The sequence below is a fragment of the Bifidobacterium sp. LH_730 genome, assembly GCF_056355835.1.
Genome location: NZ_JBKETB010000006.1, coordinates 1 through 19,062, shown reverse-complemented (window position 1 = coordinate 19,062; position 19,062 = coordinate 1). Strand labels below are relative to the sequence as shown.

At 64.5% G+C, this 19,062-nt stretch carries 16 protein-coding genes; 13 read left to right on the top strand and 3 right to left on the bottom strand.

Annotated elements, in window-relative coordinates:
- Positions 1 to 120 precede the first annotated feature (120 nt).
- The 3 genes from AC1AUD_RS08380 (at position 121) to AC1AUD_RS08370 (ending at position 2,709) form a co-directional block, all read left to right on the top strand.
- Entirely contained in the window at positions 121 to 975 is an 855-nt protein-coding gene (locus tag AC1AUD_RS08380; RefSeq protein ID WP_476573900.1) for a hypothetical protein, read from the top strand.
- Positions 976 to 992: 17 nt separating this feature from the next.
- Entirely contained in the window at positions 993 to 1,733 is a 741-nt protein-coding gene (locus AC1AUD_RS08375) for an alpha/beta hydrolase (RefSeq protein ID WP_476573899.1), read from the top strand.
- Between the two features lie 151 nt (positions 1,734 to 1,884).
- A complete protein-coding gene (locus AC1AUD_RS08370; protein ID WP_476573898.1) occupies positions 1,885 to 2,709 on the top strand; it encodes a sulfite exporter TauE/SafE family protein in 825 nt (274 codons plus the stop codon).
- A gap of 2 nt (positions 2,710 to 2,711) precedes the next feature.
- Here the strand turns inward: AC1AUD_RS08370 and AC1AUD_RS08365 are convergent, their stop codons facing one another.
- Complete coding sequence (locus AC1AUD_RS08365; protein ID WP_476573897.1) at positions 2,712 to 2,846, bottom strand: hypothetical protein; 135 nt, start codon at positions 2,844 to 2,846, stop codon at positions 2,712 to 2,714.
- 244 nt (positions 2,847 to 3,090) lie between these two features.
- Here AC1AUD_RS08365 and AC1AUD_RS08360 point away from each other — a divergent pair, with 244 nt between their 5' ends.
- A complete protein-coding gene (locus tag AC1AUD_RS08360) occupies positions 3,091 to 3,540 on the top strand; it encodes a nucleoside deaminase (protein WP_476573896.1) in 450 nt (149 codons plus the stop codon).
- A 287-nt stretch (positions 3,541 to 3,827) separates the two neighbouring features.
- Positions 3,828 to 6,128, top strand: coding sequence for an alpha-galactosidase (locus AC1AUD_RS08355; RefSeq protein WP_476573895.1), 2,301 nt, complete (start codon positions 3,828 to 3,830; stop codon positions 6,126 to 6,128).
- A gap of 290 nt (positions 6,129 to 6,418) precedes the next feature.
- Here the strand turns inward: AC1AUD_RS08355 and AC1AUD_RS08350 are convergent, their stop codons facing one another.
- Positions 6,419 to 7,627, bottom strand: coding sequence for an ROK family transcriptional regulator (locus tag AC1AUD_RS08350; protein ID WP_476573894.1), 1,209 nt, complete (start codon positions 7,625 to 7,627; stop codon positions 6,419 to 6,421).
- 187 nt (positions 7,628 to 7,814) lie between these two features.
- Here AC1AUD_RS08350 and AC1AUD_RS08345 point away from each other — a divergent pair, with 187 nt between their 5' ends.
- The 8 genes from AC1AUD_RS08345 to ilvA all read left to right on the top strand — a co-directional run bounded on the left by AC1AUD_RS08345 (position 7,815) and on the right by ilvA (position 17,854).
- Positions 7,815 to 9,098 carry an ABC transporter substrate-binding protein gene (locus tag AC1AUD_RS08345; RefSeq protein ID WP_476573893.1) on the top strand — a complete coding sequence of 428 codons (1,284 nt, stop codon included), beginning with the start codon at positions 7,815 to 7,817 and terminating at the stop codon, positions 9,096 to 9,098.
- A 30-nt stretch (positions 9,099 to 9,128) separates the two neighbouring features.
- Positions 9,129 to 10,043 (top strand): carbohydrate ABC transporter permease, encoded by a 915-nt coding sequence (locus AC1AUD_RS08340; protein ID WP_476573892.1) that lies wholly within the window; start codon positions 9,129 to 9,131, stop codon positions 10,041 to 10,043.
- 1 nt (position 10,044) lies between these two features.
- Positions 10,045 to 10,941: a carbohydrate ABC transporter permease gene (locus AC1AUD_RS08335; RefSeq protein WP_476573891.1), complete on the top strand. Its 897-nt coding sequence runs from the start codon at positions 10,045 to 10,047 to the stop codon at positions 10,939 to 10,941.
- A gap of 334 nt (positions 10,942 to 11,275) precedes the next feature.
- Entirely contained in the window at positions 11,276 to 13,099 is a 1,824-nt protein-coding gene (locus AC1AUD_RS08330) for an alpha-glucosidase (RefSeq protein ID WP_476574009.1), read from the top strand.
- A 222-nt stretch (positions 13,100 to 13,321) separates the two neighbouring features.
- Positions 13,322 to 14,485 carry a hypothetical protein gene (locus AC1AUD_RS08325; RefSeq protein ID WP_476573890.1) on the top strand — a complete coding sequence of 388 codons (1,164 nt, stop codon included), beginning with the start codon at positions 13,322 to 13,324 and terminating at the stop codon, positions 14,483 to 14,485.
- Between the two features lie 83 nt (positions 14,486 to 14,568).
- The gene (locus tag AC1AUD_RS08320) at positions 14,569 to 15,276 is read left to right on the top strand and encodes an ATP-binding cassette domain-containing protein (protein WP_476573889.1); all 708 of its coding nucleotides are present in this window, start codon (positions 14,569 to 14,571) and stop codon (positions 15,274 to 15,276) included.
- Complete coding sequence (locus AC1AUD_RS08315; protein ID WP_476573888.1) at positions 15,273 to 16,553, top strand: hypothetical protein; 1,281 nt, start codon at positions 15,273 to 15,275, stop codon at positions 16,551 to 16,553. Before AC1AUD_RS08320 ends, AC1AUD_RS08315 begins: the two co-directional genes overlap by 4 nt.
- A 35-nt stretch (positions 16,554 to 16,588) precedes the next feature.
- Positions 16,589 to 17,854 carry a threonine ammonia-lyase gene (ilvA, locus tag AC1AUD_RS08310; protein WP_476573887.1) on the top strand — a complete coding sequence of 422 codons (1,266 nt, stop codon included), beginning with the start codon at positions 16,589 to 16,591 and terminating at the stop codon, positions 17,852 to 17,854.
- Positions 17,855 to 17,859: 5 nt separating this feature from the next.
- Here ilvA and AC1AUD_RS08305 read toward each other — a convergent pair whose 3' ends face one another.
- A complete protein-coding gene (locus AC1AUD_RS08305; RefSeq protein ID WP_476573886.1) occupies positions 17,860 to 18,612 on the bottom strand; it encodes a Sir2 family NAD-dependent protein deacetylase in 753 nt (250 codons plus the stop codon).
- Positions 18,613 to 19,062 lie beyond the last annotated feature (450 nt).

Here is a 19,062-nt window from a genome sequence, read left to right as displayed (position 1 = left end):
CCCGACAATTGAACCCTTTCTTCTTCTCTCCTTTCTCTCCCCGGCGTCGCAAGCGCCGGGGTTTCTTTTTGCGGCGTAGACTTAGGGGAAAGACGGCGATGCGGCCGGAAGGGGATGGATATGGACGACAACTACGATTTCTTCGCCGGAGAACCCGAAGGATACGACGGGCGGCGCGGCGCACGCGTGCCCAACCGTCCCCGCCGGGGGCGCCACGGCCGTGCCGTCGGCGGTCCGGCCGCGGTGCCGCAGGGGAGCGGCAGACTTGCCAGGGCGGACACCCCGGCAAGCCGCGCGCTGTCCGCGGCCGCCGCCATCGTCGGGGTGCTGGCCATCGTGGCGGCGGCCGCATTGGCCGTGCGCGCCACCGCGCCGGCCTTCGTCCCCCTGCTGCAACCGATCGGCAAACGGGTGTTGGCCGTCGTCGCCGTCTCTCTTATGGTGCTTGCGCTGGTGCTGATCATCGCGGCGCGGCGTGTGTTGCCGCCCGGTGCCAGCCGCCATGGCGTTGCTTCCGGCGGTATCGTGGCCATGCTGATGGCCGTGCTGCTGCTCACCTTCGGACTCGTCGTCGGCGTGCTCTTCCGCGACGGACTGATCCGGCCCCATGTACGCGACGAGGCGCCCGTCGGCGACACGGAGAGCATGGAATGGAGCATGGCGCGCGTCACCGGCGAATGCACCGGTGGATGGCAGGCGATCGATGTGAGCGGCTATCCCGGGGTCGATGCGGCCTCGGTGTGCCCGGACACGCGCGTGGCCTTCGTCACCTTCGACAGCGAGGCCATGGCCAAGCTCGGCAAGCCGATGGTCAAGACGAAGATCGCAGGGCTGCTGGAGGGATATGCCGACGACGAGCGGGCCCAGGGCGATTGGCGTCTGCTGACCGGCGGAAAGTGGATGGCCTTCGGTGACAAAACCGCCATGGGGGCCCTCGAATATGAGTGGGGCGGCACGCTCGAGCCGGTGGAATGACGGGTATATTGGGCCCTATGAGCGAAGCTTCGAATCTCGTCGGCCGTGAATCCGACGTCGTGCCCGGCCGATTCGGCGAGCCCCTGACCGTTACCCATGTCCGTACTTCGCGCGGCGGCGGCAACGCGCAGCCGGCCCGTCCCATGTTCCTCTGCCTGCATGGGTGGGGATCCAACGAGGACGATCTGGCCGATATGATGCGCTATGTCGCGCCATACAGCGACTACGTGTCCCTGCGCGCGCCGCTGACGCTGCAGCCGGCGAACGAATTCGTTCCGGGGGCGTATTCCTGGTTCCATGATTGCGTTCCCGCGGGAGAGGATCTCGACCGCGATGCCTTCGCCGCGGCCAGCGCCATCGACGCGTGGGTGGCCGAGCATATCCCCGCGGAGCGCGAGGTGGTGCCGATCGGCTTCTCGCAGGGCGGATTGCTGGCCGTGCATCTGCTGCGCGTGCATCCCGAACGCTACCGTGCCGCGATCAGCCTGTCCGGCTTCCTCGCGCCCGGTCTCGTCGAAGGCGCTGCGCCGGCCGACGAGCGCGTCGCCGAGCTCAACATCCCGGTCTTCTTTGCCTATGGGCGGGCCGATACCGTGATTCCCAAATACGAGCTGTCCGCGGCGGCCGCGTGGATGGAGGAGCACACTTGGCTCAAAACCAACAGCTACCCGGGGCTTGACCATGCGGTGAGCCTGAGCGAGTTCTCCGACCTGCGGCAGTGGTTGTCGGATAACAACATCGCCTCCGGGGTGCTTTGAGCCCGGAGGCCTGGGGCGGGTTTTCCCGTTCCGTGATGCTTTCGCTTGCGGCAGGATGGGCCGGAATCGGTGGCAGGATGCGTCCGCGGCGGCCGTAGACTGAGGCGGAGGCCCTTCCATGGGCTTCGACGGATGCAAGGAGCGGATGACCATGGCCAAAACCAGTCCAGCGGTGATGAATCCCAACGAAAACCATATCGACGAGTCGCCGCGCGGCCTCGCGATCATGGTCGCGGTGGGCGTGGCCGTCGGCATGCTCTCCGGACTGTTCGGCATCGGCGGCGGCACGGTGATCGTGCCCGCGCTCGTGTGGCTGGGCCTGACCCAGCGGCACGCGGCCGCCACCTCGATGCTGGCCATCGTGCCCACCTCGATATCGGGCGTCATCTCCTATGCGGTCAACGGCAATGTTGACTGGATGGCGGCGCTGTTGGTCTTCCTCGGCATGCTCGCCGGCGGTCAGGTCGGTTCGTGGCTGCTGGCGCGTCTGCCGGAACTCGTGCTGCGCTGGGCCTTCGTTGTCTTCCTGGTCTTCGTGATCGTCAACCAGGCCATGTCGTCGCCGTCGCGTGACGCGCAGATCCACCTGCATCTCGGTTCCATCGTCGGACTGATCGCCTTCGGCGTGGTCGCCGGACTTCTGGCCGGTCTGCTGGGCATCGGCGGCGGCGCGATCTGCGTGCCCGCCCTGTCGATCCTGTTCGGCGCTTCCGACCTCATCGCTCGCGGCACCTCGCTGCTGGCCATGTTCCCCAACGCGATCACCACCTCCGTGGCCAACGTGCGCCGCCGGATGGTGCATGCCAAGGCCGCGCTGATCATCGGCGTCACCGCCGCGCTGATCACGCCCTTCGGCACATGGGCCGCCGGCGCCATCTCGCCGCGCATGGGCGCGATCCTCTTCACCGTCTATCTCGCCGCGCTGCTCGTCCGTTCCCTGTGGGTCGCCGTCAAAGCCAGCCGCCGCACGGCCTGACGCTACCGCCGCGAGTCCGTGTCGACGCTCATCACATAGACGTTATGGCGCATCGCGCGGGCCTGCGCCCGCGTGATCTCGCCCGCGTCGAGCATTTCGTCGAGTTCCTCGGCCTTGGCCTTGCGTGGCGCCGGCAACCCGGTCGCGGCGACCGCGAAGATGCCGGAGACGTGCGGATGTTTTTAAGAGGGGCACGGCCTCTGCTTGCAGCGAATCGTTCTCAATAAGAAAAATGCGAAGAAATGCACATATCTCAACAAGCGCACATATATCGTTTCGTTGAAACAGAGCCGATATATGTCCGTGCGTGTGCGATTTGGTGAGTGTGATGTTACGCACTTTTCTTATTGAGAATGATTCGCTGTGAGTAGACTGAACGATATGAATGACCATGAAGCCATGGCACAGGCCTTGCTGCTGGCCCGCCGGGCCGGAGAAGCAGGGGATGTGCCGGTTGGGGCCGTTGTGCTTAATGGCACCGGCGCCGTCGTGGGGCGTGGCTTCAACACTCGCGAGGCGCACGGGGATCCGCTTGCACATGCGGAAATCGTCGCCATGCGCGAGGCCGCGGCGGCTCTTGGCGACTGGAATCTGGCGGGCTGCACGTTGGTCGTCACGCTCGAGCCCTGCCCGATGTGCGCCGGCGCCTGCCTGCAGACGCACATCGGCCGCATCGTCTTCGGCGCGTGGGATGCCAAGCTCGGCGCCTGTGGCTCGGTCTGGGACATTCCCCGCGATCCGCACATCGGGCACGTCCCCGAGGTCATCGGCGGGGTGAACGAGGCCGAATGCGCGGCGTTGCTCGCCGATTTCTTCGCCGGGAGACGCTGAGACGGGCTCCGTGGACGAACAGTTGGCGGTTGAGGGCAACAGTTGGCGGTCGTCGGCGGAGCCGGGCGCGGGGTCTGTCTCCCAAAACGGCTTAACACCGCGGTTCCATACAATCGGCTTGGGGACCATACGCGTCGCCAAGTGCCAACTGTTGCCTCAAAAACCGCCAACTGTTTGCCCGAATAACTTTCCTGATGTGACGGACACTCCGGCACAAGGCAACAAACCGGCCATCGCGTACCATCGAAATCACGTTGAACACCACCACAATCATCAGGGGGTACGCAATGCCGCGCATCAATCAATTCCAGGGAACCGCAGCCGATGGCACTGCCATCGCGGTTGTCTATGCCGAACAGCCGCAGGCCGGGGTGGCCTTCGCGCTTGCCTTCCCGGGCAACGACCTGCCGCGCCTCATCCATTGGGGACGTCCTGTCCCGCATCCCGAGACCTTGGTCTCCGCCGTCGACGCTTTGAAACCGCAGCGTGTCTCCGGCGCGTTGGATGACACTCCGTGGCCGTCCATCCTGCCCACGCAGTCTGAAAGCTGGATTGGCGAGCCGCGTCTGACGCTGCGCCGTGACGGCGTCGAACTGTTCCCGAAGTTCGTGGTGACGAAGATTGCGTTCGGGGACAAAGACAATAACGAGGATTATTCCGGTGTGCTGGAAGTCCCGTGCGAGTTCGAAGCCCGCGAAGGACTGCCGTCGACGCCGGTGCGTGAGCCGCGGCGCGTGCCCGGTGTGTGGGTCGAGGCCGAGGACGCCGAGCTTGGCGTGGGGCTCGAATGGCATATCGAGCTGCTGGATGGCGGTCTGATTCGTCAGAAGGCAAGGATCACGAATCTGAGCACAGGCAATCTTGAGGTCGGCAAGGTCGAGCTCGGGTTCCCTCTGCCGGCGGTCGCCACCGAAATCATGACCACCACCGGCCATCATCTGCGCGAACGCTCTCCGCAGCGACAGCCGCTGACCGTCGGTCGTTTCGAGAAGCCGCAGCTGGCAGGTCGTCCCGACTTCGACGCCACGCTGCTGACCTCGGTCGGCGTGCCCGGCTTCGGCTTCGAGCATGGCGAGGTGTGGTCGCTGCATGTCGGCTGGTCCGGCAACGCCGTGTCCGCCGTCGAACGCCTGCCCTACACCCAGGCCGTGCTGAGCGGCGGCGAGCTGCTGTTCGGCGGCGAAGTCACCTTGGTCAAAGGCACCGCGGATAACACTTACGAGACCCCGTGGGTCTTCGGCTCCTATGGCGACGGCCTCAACGAGGTCTCCGCCCGCTTCCACTCCTACCTGCGCGAGATGCACCCGGCCCTGTTCGCCAAGAAGCGCCCGGTGATCCTCAACACGTGGGAGGCCGTCTACTTCGACCATGACTTCGACACCCTCAAGGCTTTGGCCGACAAGGCCGTCGAATCCGGCGTCGAACGCTTCGTCGTTGACGACGGTTGGTTCGGCGCGCGCCGTGACGACACCAAGGGCCTGGGCGACTGGTGGATCGCGTCCGAGGTCTGGCCCGAGGGCGACAAGTCCCTGAAGGCGCTCGCCGACTATGTGCATGCCAAGGGCATGGAGTTCGGCCTGTGGTTCGAGCCGGAGATGGTTAACCCCGACTCCGACATGGCCCGCAACCATCCCGACTGGATCATGGCCCCGGCCCCTGGCCGTCTGCCGATGCAGGGCCGCACCCAGCAGGTCGTCGATTTGACCAATCCGGACGCCTTCGATTACGTCTTCGGCGCGATGGACAAGCTCGTGGGCGAGCTGGGCATCGACTACATCAAGTGGGACCACAACAAGCTCGTCACCGAGGGCGTCTCACCGCGCACCGGCCGCCCGGCCATCCACGAGCAGACGCTGGCGGTCTACAAGATCTTCCGCGATCTTAAGCGCAACCATCTCGGCCTGGAGATCGAAAGCTGCTCCTCCGGCGGCGGCCGCGTGGACCTCGGCATCCTGTCGATCGCCGACCGCATCTGGGCCTCCGACTGCGTGGACGCGGTCGAGCGCGCCGACATCCAGCGCTACACCTCGCTGCTCGTGCCGCCGGCCATGATGGGCCAGCACGTCGGTGCCAGCCCCGCCCACTCCACGCACCGCCCCGCCAGCCAGGAACTGCGTATGGCGATGGCCTTCTTCGGGCATATGGGCATTGAATGGAATCTGCTCAAGGAGCCAGCCGAGGCGTTGGACAAGCTCGCCGTGTGGGTGGAGGAGTTCAAGAAGCATCGCGAATGGTTCGCCATCGACACCTGCGTGCACGGCGACACCCCCGACCCGGCCGTGCGCCTCGACGGCATGGTCAAGCCGGAGCGGGACGCGGCGATCTACCGCTTCACCCAGCTGACCACCAGCCAGACCTATCCGGCCGCGCCCGTGCGTCTGCCTGGACTTGACCCCGATAAGAACTATCGCGTCAAGCCGTTGCCGCCGAGCATGGATGTCAGCTGGATCGGTAACGGTCAGAGCCTGCTCGGCTGGTGGAATGAGGAGGGTGCGGTCATCTCCGGTGCCACGCTTGCCAACTACGGCCTCCGTCCGCCGAGCCTCCACCCGGCGCAGGCGGTGCTGTTCTCGGTCGTCGCGGAGTAAGCCAAGGCCTGGCCGGGTTTTCCCTCCCCGTCATTTTGCGGAGCGTTTTCCCGCCATTGGCCGGAGTGACTTCCCCTGTCATTTTGAGCGAGCGGAGCGAGTCGAAAAATCTCATCACCACGCAATCGTGCGGAATGAGATTCTTCGACTCCGGGGCTGCGCCCCTGCGCTCAGAATGACAGGAACTCCAAGGACTACGCCCCTACGCTCAGAATGACAGGAACTTCAGGGGCTACGCTCCAGCGCTCAGCATGACGGGGAACTCCGTTCTCGTCGCAGAACGGCCATGCTCATCCGATATGCCGCACGATGACGCGGGAGGCGGCGGCTTTGGCCCAGAGCTGCCAGTCGTGGTCGGCGACGGTGAACGGCACCGGCGCCGCCTGACTGTGCCGATAGCGGTTGATGCCGTCGCGCACCGAATCGGGGGCGAGCTTGGCCAAAAACGCCGACTCGCCCGCGATCATCACGCGGCTGGGCATCGCGAGATTCGCCACCGTGGCGATCAATGTCCCAAGCCGGAAGCATGTCCGGTTCACCAATTGGGCGGCCTGCGCCACTCCGGCGCGCGCATCCGCCGCGAATTGGTCGAAGCTCATCGGTCGGCCGACGATGGCCGAATACTGTTCCGCAATCGACACATCGGTCAAACATTGCGCGCAGCCGATATGCCCGGCCACGCATTGCGGTCCCTCCGGGTCGATGAGCACATGTCCGCACAGGCCATAGCTCTTGTCCGGATAGGTGACCGGCTCCCCGTGCACGGCGAGCGAATAGCCGATGCCCACGCCGATCGTCACCACGGCGAACATCTCCAATCCCACGCCGGGGCCGAACCAGCAGGCGTCGACCAGCAACGAGTCGATGTCGTTGAACACGCCGCACGGCAGGCCGGTCCGCTGCCACACCTTCGCCCCGAGATCCACATCCCCGTCCCAGTGCAGGAACGGCGCGAAGGTGACCACCGAATCGTCGCGCACATGCCCGCCGACCGCCACGCCCACGGCCGTCGGCGCCGGCAGGCCGGAGGCCTTGATATCCTCCGTGCATTCGGCAACCAGCGCGGCAATAGTCCCCGTCACCGTTTCCGGGCCTTGGTCCGGAAACGTCTGCTCATGACGCCCGGAGACGACCTCGCCGTGGGCGTTGATCGCGGCCGCCACGGCATAGGTGCCGTGCACCTTCACCCCGATGAAGGTCTTCGCGTCCGCGCACAGGGCCAGCGCCGTCTGCGGGCGCCCGCGGCGCTCGGCGCTTTCCTTCGGCACGAACCCCTCCGGGAGCGCGCCGTGCGCTGCGCCGGCCTCGCTGGGCAGCTCCTTGACGACGCCGGCGTAGATGAGGTCGCTGGTGATGCGCGACAGCGCGCCCTGCGACAGCCCCAGCATCTGCGCCAGCGTCGTGCGTGCGATGGGCCCGTATTGCGCGATCGCCGCCGCCACGCGATGCGTGTGCTCCGAGCCGGTGAACCATGCGGGAATCGCGTTTTCGTGCGCCATGGCAGCTCCCTTGCGATGTTTTTCTTTCCTTGGTATCAAAAATACCTTTCTTTAGTTTTCCTGCGCAAGAAGACGCGCAGTCGCTGGGAATGAAAAAACCGGTTCGACATAATGGAGCCACTTCCCGCCGCAGGGCGCAGTTGCCGGCGACGAAAGCATATTGGGTATAAGCACAAAGGAGTCAGGTATGAAGGATTCCCCAATGACATCGGTCGGCAAGCGGCGTCGTGCCGTGCTGCGCCGTGCGGCCGCGGTGGTGTGCGCGGCTGCGGTCGGCATCGGTCTGGCCGGCTGCGGTTCGGACACCGCCGGCACCGTGACCCTCGATTTCTTCCAGTACAAGGCCGAGGCCAACGATTGGTTCAAGGCCAAGGCCGCCGAGTTCAGCGAGGCCAATCCGAATATCAAGATCAAGATCAACAATGCGGGAGACCTGCGCACCCGCTTGGTCAAGAACCGCGAGCCCGACGTGCTCACCCTCAACGGCGACACGAACTTCGGCCCGTTGGCCGAGGCCGGCGTCTTCCATGACTTCACCGACGATCCGGTGGTCGACGAGCTCAACCCGGGCCTGGTGAACATCGCCAAGGCGCTGGTGCAGACCGGCGACAAGTCCGACCAGCGCCTCTACGGCCTGCCCTTCGCCGGCAATGCCTCCGGATACATCATCAACGTGGACCTGTGGGAGCAGGCCGGCGAGGACCCGAACAACCCGCCGACCACCTGGAGCGAGTTCATCGACCTCCTGCAGCGTTTCAAGGACAAGGGCATCGCCCCGATCGAGGCGAGCTTCGCCGACGCATGGACGCTCCAGTCCCCGCTGTCGAGCCTCAACGGCACGCTCGTGCCCGAGTCCGAATACACCGACCTCAAGAACGGCACCAAGACCTTCTCCGAGCTGTGGAGCCCGGTGGCCGAGAAGCTGGTCGAGATGTACCAGAACTACACGCAGAAGAACCCGTCGACCACCTACCAGCAGGCCACGCAGGACTTCGCCAACGGCAAGGCCGCGATCCTGACTCTGGGCACCTTCGCCATCCCGCAGGTGCGACTGATCAACCCGGAGATGAACCTGCGTTTCGCGCAGATGCCGGCCACCGACGACCCCGATGAGCAGGTGCTCGTCGCAGGCGACGATGTGCTGCTGACCATGGGCGCGCACACCAAGCATCCCAAGGAAGCGCGTGCGTTCATCGACTTCCTCATGACCGACGAGAACATCGAGGAATATTCCAAGGCGCAGGCCTCCTTCTCCCCGAAGAAGGATACGACGGTCGGCGACCCGGCGCTGGAGGGCGTGCTCGACTTCTACAAGGCCGGCAACCTCGCCGACTTCTGCGATCACTACGTGCCGTCGAGCGTCAACATCGCCGGCTACCTGCAGTCGCTGGTCAACTCCGGCAACGTGGACCGGTTCACCGCGAGCATGCAGACCGAATACGACAAAGTCCAGGCGCGCAACTTTCGCTGAGCGAAGGATAGAAGGATCTAAGGAGAGAATATGTCATCCCAACCGTCCCACACCGCGCGCAAGCCGCGCGTGAGCAAGTACTCCAAGCGCAAGGTGGACCGCGCCTACTACTGGATGGTCATTCCCGCGCTTGTCTTCGTGTGCGTCTTCCTGTACTGGCCGTTCCTGCAGGGCGCGGCGTACTCGTTCACCAACTCGCAGGGCTACGGCAGCTTCGAGTGGATCGGGTTCAAGAACTACATCGCGATGTTCCAGGATGGGCGCGTCGGCCACGCCTATATCTTCACGATCCTGCTGGCCATCGGCATCACCGTGCTCACCAACATCATCGCCATGTTCCTGGCGGTGATGCTCAACGGGCGCATCGGGTTCAAGAACGGCTTCCGCGCCATTTACTTCATCCCCTACACCCTGTCGGTGCTGGTCATCGGCTACGTGTTCAAGTACATCTTCATGGTGCCGCTGCCGGAACTCGGCGCCAAGCTCGGCATCGGCTGGCTGTCCGAATCGATGCTGACCAACCCCGACCTCGCCTGGCTCCCGATCATCTTCCTGTCGGTGTGGCAGGGCGTCGCCTACACGACGCTGCTCTACCTGGCCGGCCTGCAGACCATCGACACCGAGGTCTACGAGGCCGCGAGCATCGACGGCGTGAACGCATGGCAGAACTTCTGGCAGATCACCTTCCCGCTGATCGGACCCTTCTTCACGATCAACATGGTGCTGAGCCTCAAGGGCTCGCTGGGTGCCTTCGACCAGATCATGGCCTTGACGCAGGGCGGCCCCGACTCGAAGACCGAGACCGTCTCCTACCTCATCTTCAACAACGGCTTGAACAACGGCGAATATTCGTACCAGATGGCCAACGCGGTCACTTTCTTCATCGTCCTCGCCGTGCTCGCCTTCGTCCAGCTCAAGTTCTTCGGTTCCAAGGAGAAGATCTGATATGACTGCCGCAACGTCCAACAATGTCATCCTGAGCGAAGGCCGCAGGCCGGAGTCGAAGGATCCCAAGCCGCTCAAGTTCCGCAAGGACCACAAGATCAACTGGCTGCTGACCGCCGTCGCGGCCGTGCTGAGCCTGACCATTTTGATCCCGCTCTACTTCACGATCGTCACGGCGCTGAAGACCCCGGCCGAGGCCGGCACCTTCGGCCTGCCGACCACCTGGCAGTGGAGCAACTTCGTCGATGCGTGGAACAAGGTCGACTATCCGCGCGCCGCCCTCAACTCGGCCATCATCACGGTGTGCGCCATCGTGCTCACGCTGCTGACGAACACCTTCGTGGCCTATGCGGTGGCCCGCAACATGGACAAGCGCTTCTTCCGCTTCTGCTACTACTTCTTCCTGGCCATGATGTTCGTGCCCTTCACGGTCATCATGCTGCCGATCGCCAAGGAGATGGGTGCTCTGCACCTGGACAACCAGGCGGGCCTGATCGTGCTTTACACGATCCTCGGCCTGGGCACGAACCTGTTCATCGGCATCGGCTTCATCCGCTCGATTCCGGTTTCGCTCGAAGAGGCGGCTCGCATCGACGGCGCGAGCACGTGGCGCATCTTCTGGAAGATCATCTTCCCGCTCATGGGACCGATCAACGCGACCATCGCGATCATGACCGCCCTGTGGGCTTGGAACGACTTCCTGCTGCCGCTGATCGTCCTGACCGATCAGACCAACCAGACGATCCCGATGGCGCAGTACATCTTCCAGAGCCAGTTCACCTCGAACTATCCGATGGCCTTCGCCTCCTACCTCATGGCCATGGCCCCCGTCCTCATCGTCTACGTCTTCGCCCAAAAGTGGGTCGTCGGCGGCGTGATGAGGGGAGCCGTGAAGTAGAGGTGACGAACTACGTTCGTCCCTCGCGGTAAACCGCTCGCCTCGCCTAGGGGAAGCCCACTGGGCTTCCCCTTTTTACAGTTCGGCCTGTGGGCTTTCCGTTGACGGCTCCGAGCGGGGCTGGGGCCCCGCTCGTCAATATTGAGTCCGCCGAAGGCGGTCCGCTCTTGCAGGACGCGGTGAAATAAAGCAAAGCCCACCGGACTTCGCGTTCCCTGCCGCATCGCCCGGAATTACTTTCCGACGCGCCAACAGATAAGCCCGATGGGAAAGAAACCCATCGGGCTTTTATATTGGCCTCACATGAAAACACAACAAATCAGAAAGGCCGATGATGACCGATTTCAACCGCTCCGCGCTGCCCGATGACGTGCGCACCAACGGCGCCACTCCGAATCCGTGGTGGGCGAACGCCGTCGTCTACCAGATCTACCCCCGCTCCTTCCAAGACACCAATGGCGACGGATTCGGCGATCTCAAGGGCATCACCTCCCGCCTCGACTATCTCGCCGACCTCGGCGTCGACGTCGTGTGGCTGTCCCCCGTCTACAAGTCCCCGCAGGACGACAACGGCTATGACATCTCCGACTACCGGGACATCGACCCGCTTTTCGGCACGATCGACGATATGGACGAGTTGCTGGCCGAGGCCCATAAGCGCGGCCTGAAGATCGTGATGGATCTGGTCGTCAACCACACCTCCGACGAGCACGCTTGGTTCGAGGCATCGAAGGACAAGAACGATCCGCACGCGGATTGGTATTGGTGGCGCCCCGCCCGCGAGGGCCACGAGCCGGGCACCCCGGGCGCCGAGCCGAACCAGTGGGGCTCCGTGTTCTCCGGCTCCGCATGGCAGTACGATCCCAAGCGCGGCGAATACTATTTGCACATCTTCTCGAAGAAGCAGCCCGACCTCAACTGGGAGAACCCCGCCGTGCGCCATGCGGTCTACGACATGATGAATTGGTGGCTTGACCGCGGCGTCGATGGCTTCCGCATGGATGTCATCACGTTGATCTCCAAGACGCTGGACGAGAACGGCCGCCTGCCGGGCGAGGATGGTTCGCTGATCGCCGATGGCCCTGTGGGCGAGGAAGGCTATTCCGACGTGAGCCGGTGGAGCGCCGACGGTCCCCGCCTCGACGAGTTCCTCGCCGAGATGCGCCGCGAGGTCTTCGATGGCCGCGACGGCTATATGAACGTGGGCGAGGCCCCCGGCATCACCGCCGGGCGCAACGAGTTCATCACCGACCCGGCCCATCGCGAGCTCGATATGCTTTTCCTCTTCGAGCATGTCGACGTCGACAACGATGGCACCAAGTGGAATCCGATTCCGCTGGATCTGCCGCGCTTCAAGTCCGTCATGGCCGGCTACCAGGCCGCGGTCGCCGACAAGGGCTGGGCCAGCCTGTTCTTCGACAACCACGACCAGCCGCGTTCCGTCTCCCGCTGGGGAGACGACTCCACCGAGGAGGCGCGCGTGGCCTCCGCCAAGGCGCTGGCGCTCACGATGCACCTGCACCGCGGCACGCCATATGTCTACCAGGGCGAGGAGCTGGGCATGACCAACGCCCACTTCACCTCCCTCGACCAGTACCGCGACTTGGAGACCCTCAACGCCTTCCGTCAGCGTGTCGAGGAGGCCAAGGTGCAGTCGGCCGAGTCGATTATGGAGGCTTTCGCCGCGCGCGGCCGTGACAATGCCCGCACGCCGATGCAGTGGGATGGCTCCGCATACGCCGGCTTCACCGCCGCCGACGCCGCCACCGAGCCGTGGATCTCCGTCAATCCGAACCATGCCGAGATCAACGCCGCCGCCCAGTTCGACGATCCGGACTCCGTGTATGCCTTCTATAAGAAGCTCATCGCGCTGCGCCACGACAATCCGGTGGTCGCCGCCGGCGACTGGCGTCTGATCGACGCGGGGGACCAGCATGTCTATGCCTTCGTCCGCACGCTGGAGGGGCATGGCACGCTGCTGGTCGTGGCCAACCTCTCCGGGCGCACCGTCGATCTGCCCGCCGAATCCGCCGACTTGGTCGCCGCCGGCGTCGAGGAACCGCGGATCGTCCTGTCCACGCACGGCGCCTCCCACGCCGTCGTCTCCCTGGCCAACCGCGAGCTGGCCGCTTGGGAGGCCGTCGTCGTCGAGCTGTGACGATTCAGTATCTCGCTGATACTCTGCGCCGGGTTGCCGATGATTCTTCGGCAGCCCGGCGTTTCATATGCGTGTCCATTTCTCGGATTGGGCAACGGACTCCTTGACAACCTTCACTGAAGCCCCATATCACTTGGCTGTCGTCATACGGATGACAACAGTGATTGGCGCGCGATGATGCGTGGGGCATGATCGGTGGTGGCGGCGAGCAAGGAGGCTGGGATGAAGGGGAAGATACCGAAGTCGGGGCGTGCGGAGCGCAGGGCTTCGCGCAATGCGGTTTCCGCATCGATTGTCGTGCTATTGGCGCTGGTCATGCTGGCCGTGGGGTTGGGCGGGGGATTCCTGCTCACGCGATCGCGCATCCCATCGTCATTGACTTCGTCGACCGCCGCCGGCACCGTTCAGGTGAGCGCGGCGCCATTTGACGATGCGCGTTCGGTGTCGTTGAAGGTGAGCCTCGGCTCCTCCTCCACCGTCGCCGCACCCAAGGGCGGCATGGTGACGGCCTCGGCCTGCGCGCCTGGCGGCGTGATCTCCTCCGGCGGTTCGCTGATGGAACTCGACGCCGTGCCGGTGCTCGTCCTGCACACACAGACTCCTCTCTACCGCACCCTGACCAGTGGCACCAGCGGCGCTGACGCCTTGGCATTGAACCAAGCGTTGCGCTCGCTGGGATATGGGGCACCCGATTCCGACTGGATGACCTGGGACACCGTCGCCGCCTACAATGCGCTCGCCGCCACCATCGGCGCGCGGCAGCTCGTCGCCGCGGACAACTGGGCCATCGGGCCGGATTCCTTCATGTGGCTGCCCGCGGATTCGCTGGGCATCGCCTCCTGCTCCGTCGCCGTCGGCCAGCGGATCGAGCCTGGGGCGGCGGCATTCGCCTCCGCGGCCACGCCGGTCAAGGCCACGCTGCCCGCCGATTTGAGTGGCGTCGTGGCGGGCGACCGCATGCTTGATATCAATGGACAGACCTTTGACGTGACAGCCGGCACCACCGAACTTACGGATGGATCGCTGTTGTCGGCCATCACGGCCAGCAATGAATATCGCGTGGCCATGCTCACCGGTGGCGTTGGCGGTTCCGGCGGCGGCGCATCCGGCGGTGGCGCGTCCGGCGCGTCCTCCGGCGCATCAGCCGGCGGCTCCATCAACATCTCCTACACATGGAAGTTGAAAACGCCGATCGACGCGATCACCGTGCCGCCCTCGGCTGTGATCCAAGCCGCCGACGGCGTGGGGTGCGTGGCATCCGAAGGGAAATCCGTGCCGGTGCGCATCATCTCCAGCCAGCTGGGCAAAACCATGGTCGCTCCCGAAAACGATGCCGCCATCACCACGGTCGAGGTCAAACCCGCCTCCGCGAAGCCATGCAGGTGACTGCCATGTCTGCGTCCCCCGACACTGTCACACCTGATATGTCTGTATTAGACACGCCCACGCCTGATGCATCGGTGCGAGTTATGCCCGGTGACGCGGCCCCCGATGCCTCTGCGTCCGGGTGGCCGGAACCACGCGCCGTGATTCTGAGCGACGTGGGGCACACCTTCGACCGCACCGGCGAGGATATGTTGTTCCAACATCTCAGCCTGACCCTGCTGCCGCGGCATGTCTATGCGCTGACCGGCCCCAGCGGCTCGGGCAAATCGACGCTGCTGTCGATTATCGCCGGCTGGACGAAGCCCTATGCGGGCGAGGTGAGGTGCGTTGGCTGCGGGCGCGTGGCATGGGTGTTGCAGAACCCGCATGGCGTGGCCCGTCGAGCGGCGCTGGACCATGTGGCGCTGCCCTTCGTCGCACGCGGCGAACGCCGCCGTGACGCCGAACTCCATGCGCGGGAGCTGCTTGACGCCTTTGGCCTCGCCGAGGTCGCCAATAAGCCTTTCAAAGACCTCTCCGGCGGCGAGGCGCAACGCCTGATGCTGGCGCGCGGCGTCGCCTCGGGCGCGGGACTGCTGCTCGTGGACGAACCCACCGCCCAACTCGACCTCACCACCGCGGCCACGGTGAACGAACGCCTCAACGCCCTCTCGATGTCCGGCGCCATCGTCGTCATCGCCACGCATGATCCGCGCACGCGGGACGCCTGCACCGACCTCATCGACCTGCGCAACTATCAGGGCGTCGAATCTTCCGCCGATGCGCAATCCGGCGAGGAGGTGGCGGAATGACGATGCATGATAATCCGCATACCTTGTCTGAGCAGAGCCATAGCGGCAACGCATCCCGTCCCGTCATGCGGCTCGCCGGCGTCATCTCGGAAGCGTGGCGCAATCTCATCACCGGCACCACGCACGCCTGCGCCTTTGCCCTTGCGCTTGCCCTGTCGGTTGCGCTTTTGGCCGGAGCCGACCTGCTCGCCATCGGCCGCATCCAGACGCAGGTGGACGAATTCGTGGCATCGGGCTCCTCCACCTACGCCATCGATTATGCGGGGCGCATCGATCCGGTCGCCTGCGAATCGCTGGCCTCGGTCAGCGGCGTGCGTGCTGCCGGCGCATTGCGGCAGTCCAAGGACCGGATCACCTTCGCCGTGCTTCCCTCCGCCAGCGTCCCCGCCTATGAGGCGACCGAAGGCGCGATCGCGCTCTTCGCCGACTCCGCCACCGGCGTGGTGTCAGGCGGAGGCGTATCCGGTGGAAACGCGGCGTCAAGTGAAGACGCCGCATCGGGCGATGCCGCGGCTGACCTTGCCACTGCCTCAAGCGTCCCAGGCAACGGAAGCCTTGCGTCTTCCGGCCTCTGGCTGTCCGCCGAAGCGGCGGATCCGCTGCACGCCGTTCCCGGCGAAACCATCGCCTTGAATGACGGCCGGCAAGCCACCGTCGGCGGAATCTACCAATGGCCGGACGACGGACGCTCAACCGGATATTCCTACGCGGCCCTCGAACCAGTGCCCACCGACCGCGCCGAACGCTTCGATTCCTGCTGGGTCAAGGCTTGGCCTGTGCCGGAGAATATCGAAAGCCTGCTGCACCTGGCCACCGTCGGGGATGCGTCGGGCAGCGTCGAGCAACAGGGGCGGGCCGTGATCTCGCAGCTCAATACCTCGCATGGCGCCGATCTCGATGCCGTGGCGTTGTATCATCGGCGACTCACCGCGTGGGCGCCGGTTGTGGCGCTCGCCGTCGGGCTGTTACTCGGAGCCATCGCCATCCGTATGCGTCGGCTGGAACTGGCCTCCGCATTGCATTGCGGCGTGCCCAAGCGCGCGCTGATCGCCCAACTGATGGTGGAAACCTGCGCATGGCTGGCGTGCGCGATGCTGCTGGAAAGTCCGTTGCTGGCCTGGGTGCGGCTGGCCGATGGCAGCGCGGACGCCGCGCCGCTGACCGATACGCTGCTGCGCGTGCCCGTCGCGGCTATGGTCGGCGTCATCGTCGGCTCGGCGCTGGCCGCCGCATTCATCCGCGAGCAGCGCCTGTTCCGATATTTCAAGAACCGCTGACGGCTTGTGCGCCGCCGACCTTAGAATAGGCGCTTATGGAACAGAAGGACGTGTTGAAGGCATTGCAGCGTGACCATGCGGCCGAGCTCAAGCTCGCCGCCGAACGGCTCAAGGGCACCGCAAGGCACACCGAGATCATCCCCTCGCAAGTGCTGAGCGAGATGACCGGGCATGACATCCGTTTGAAGCCGGAGAACCTGCAGGTCACCGGCTCCTTCAAGATCCGCGGCGCCTATAACAAGATCGCCTCCCTCAGCGACGAGGAACTGTCCCACGGCATCGTCACCGCCTCCGCCGGCAACCATGCGCAGGGCGTGGCCTATGCGGCGCGCGAACGTGGCGCCAAGGCCACGATCTGCATGCCGCAGATCACCCCGCCGCTTAAGGTCGATGCCACCAAGGCCTACGGCGCCGATGTGGTGCTGTTCGGAGAGGTCTTCGATGAGGCCGCCGCGCACGCGCAGGAACTGAGCGCGAAGCAGGGCATGATCTATGTGCCGCCCTTCGATGATTACGAAGTGCTCTGCGGCCAAGGCACCATCGGTCTGGAGATCCTTGAGGACGTGCCGGATGTCACCGATGTGGTCGTGCCGCTTGGAGGCGGTGGCCTCGGTGCCGGCGTGGCCCTTGCCATCAAGACCTTCAAGCCCGAGGTGCGTGTGATCGGCGCGATTCCCGAGGGCAGTCCCGCGTGGAAGAATTCGCTGGCCGCCGGCCGCGTCGTGCCCGCCGACCAGGTGCTCACCTCGGCCGAGGGCGTGGCGGTGAAGCGTCCGGGCGATTTGACCTTCGCGTTGCTCAATGAATTCCTCGATGATGTGGTCACCGTCACCGAGCGCGATATCAACGAGATGATCCTGCTCATGCTGGAAAAGCACAAGCTGGTCGTCGAGGCCGCCGGCGCGGTATCGCTGGCCGCCTTGGAACATCTCAATCTGCGCTCGCGCAAATTCGCCGCGGCCGGCGGCGACCATGTGGTTGTGCCGATTCTGTCCGGCGGCAACGAGGATACGGTGTCGATTGGCGCGGTCATCCAAAAGGGCATGATCGCCCGCGGCCGCATCATGAATTTCGAGGTCGAGCTGCCGGACACCCCGGGCCAGCTGGTCAAGGTCGCCACGATCCTCGCTCAGGAGCGCGCCAACGTCATCGCCTTGGACCACGACCAGTTCAAGGCCTCCGGCCATTACACGGATGCCGTCTCGCTCGGCGTCACCGTCGAGACCAACGGCCCCGAGCACATCGACCAGGTTTTCGCCGCCCTACGCGCCGCCGGTTATTCCCCCAAGCGCATCTACTGAAGCCGTCAGCCTTCCGCAATCGTTTCGTCCACGAGCTGCGGCAGCGCGGTGGCGATGTCCTCGCGGATCAGCCGCGCGGCCAGGCGGTCATACTGCGTGCGCCCCATATTCATAATCGTGATCGGCACGCCCGCTTGCGCGGCCACCGGCACGATGCTCGCCGCCGGCATAACCTCCAGCGTCGAACCGATCACCCACAGTTCGTCGGCCGTGGTCGCCAGCCGATAGGACTTCTCCATCGCGCCCTCCGGCAGTGCTTCGCCGAAATAGACGACATCCGTTTTGATCATGCCGTTGCATGGCATATCCCCGCGATACGGCAGCTTGCGATGGCAGCGCGGATCCGGTTCCTCGTCGAGCCGCGCCATGATATCGGCGGTGTCATATTCCATATGGCATTTCATGCAATGCGAGGTGCCGATAGTGCCGTGCAGGTTCACGATCACGTCGGCGCTGTTGCCGGCCTTCTCGTGCAGCGCGTCGAAGTTCTGCGTGGCCAGCAGCGTGAGCATGCCTGCCTGCTCCAGCTTCACCAGCGCCTTGTGCGCGGCGCCGGGCTGCGCGTTCCACACCGGCGATTCCTTCTGCCAGCGCCATGAATATTCGCGCTCCTCCTGATCGGACAGGAAGGCATCGATGTCATAGACGCTCATCTGCTCGGGATGCTTCGTCCACACGCCGTCGGGTCCGCGGAAGTCGGGGATACCTGCGGAGGTCGAGATCCCCGCGCCAGTCAATACAGCAATCTTCTTAGCCATGCCTTCATCCTAGTTCGGCGAAGGCCGCCGAGGGCCCGGCGGCCGCCTGCGGCGGCGGAGAGATCTCCATATATACGCAAGGCGCTCCGGCCACGCGGCCGTTTCAATTTTTGTGAACAGCTCGCGACACGCCGGTGAAGAATGAATTTCATGCCTGAAAAGCGCTTTTCAGGGCGTTACACTGGTCATATCGAAGACGAAAAGAGCGATTTCGACACGCCGATGAAGGCCAGTGTTTCCAACGCTTTTCGTCTTCTTCCCATGCCTTGATTTGCGCGATGTCCCCTTCGGGAGTATGTTTATCTCTTGCTGCTCAGCACGGCGGCCTCCTCTCCGAGAGATGAGGAAGTCTGCTGGTGCGGTGGTGGTTTGAGAACTCAAGAGTGTGTTTGTACTACTTCTTTATAGTCAATGATTGCCAGTTCACTGGCCGCCCGCCTTTGGGTGGGT

Excerpts from the sequence above, each read along its gene's own strand:
- AC1AUD_RS08380 (WP_476573900.1), top strand. The coding sequence starts at position 121 with ATGGACGACAACTACGATTTCTTCGCCGGAGAACCCGAAGGATACGAC.
- AC1AUD_RS08375 (WP_476573899.1), top strand. The coding sequence starts at position 993 with ATGAGCGAAGCTTCGAATCTCGTCGGCCGTGAATCCGACGTCGTGCCC.
- AC1AUD_RS08370 (WP_476573898.1), top strand. The coding sequence starts at position 1,885 with ATGGCCAAAACCAGTCCAGCGGTGATGAATCCCAACGAAAACCATATC.
- AC1AUD_RS08360 (WP_476573896.1), top strand. The coding sequence starts at position 3,091 with ATGAATGACCATGAAGCCATGGCACAGGCCTTGCTGCTGGCCCGCCGG.
- AC1AUD_RS08355 (WP_476573895.1), top strand. The coding sequence starts at position 3,828 with ATGCCGCGCATCAATCAATTCCAGGGAACCGCAGCCGATGGCACTGCC.
- AC1AUD_RS08350 (WP_476573894.1), bottom strand. The coding sequence starts at position 7,627 with ATGGCGCACGAAAACGCGATTCCCGCATGGTTCACCGGCTCGGAGCAC.
- AC1AUD_RS08345 (WP_476573893.1), top strand. The coding sequence starts at position 7,815 with ATGAAGGATTCCCCAATGACATCGGTCGGCAAGCGGCGTCGTGCCGTG.
- AC1AUD_RS08340 (WP_476573892.1), top strand. The coding sequence starts at position 9,129 with ATGTCATCCCAACCGTCCCACACCGCGCGCAAGCCGCGCGTGAGCAAG.
- AC1AUD_RS08335 (WP_476573891.1), top strand. The coding sequence starts at position 10,045 with ATGACTGCCGCAACGTCCAACAATGTCATCCTGAGCGAAGGCCGCAGG.
- AC1AUD_RS08330 (WP_476574009.1), top strand. The coding sequence starts at position 11,276 with ATGACCGATTTCAACCGCTCCGCGCTGCCCGATGACGTGCGCACCAAC.
- AC1AUD_RS08325 (WP_476573890.1), top strand. The coding sequence starts at position 13,322 with ATGAAGGGGAAGATACCGAAGTCGGGGCGTGCGGAGCGCAGGGCTTCG.
- AC1AUD_RS08320 (WP_476573889.1), top strand. The coding sequence starts at position 14,569 with ATGCCCGGTGACGCGGCCCCCGATGCCTCTGCGTCCGGGTGGCCGGAA.
- AC1AUD_RS08315 (WP_476573888.1), top strand. The coding sequence starts at position 15,273 with ATGACGATGCATGATAATCCGCATACCTTGTCTGAGCAGAGCCATAGC.
- ilvA (WP_476573887.1), top strand. The coding sequence starts at position 16,589 with ATGGAACAGAAGGACGTGTTGAAGGCATTGCAGCGTGACCATGCGGCC.
- AC1AUD_RS08305 (WP_476573886.1), bottom strand. The coding sequence starts at position 18,612 with ATGGCTAAGAAGATTGCTGTATTGACTGGCGCGGGGATCTCGACCTCC.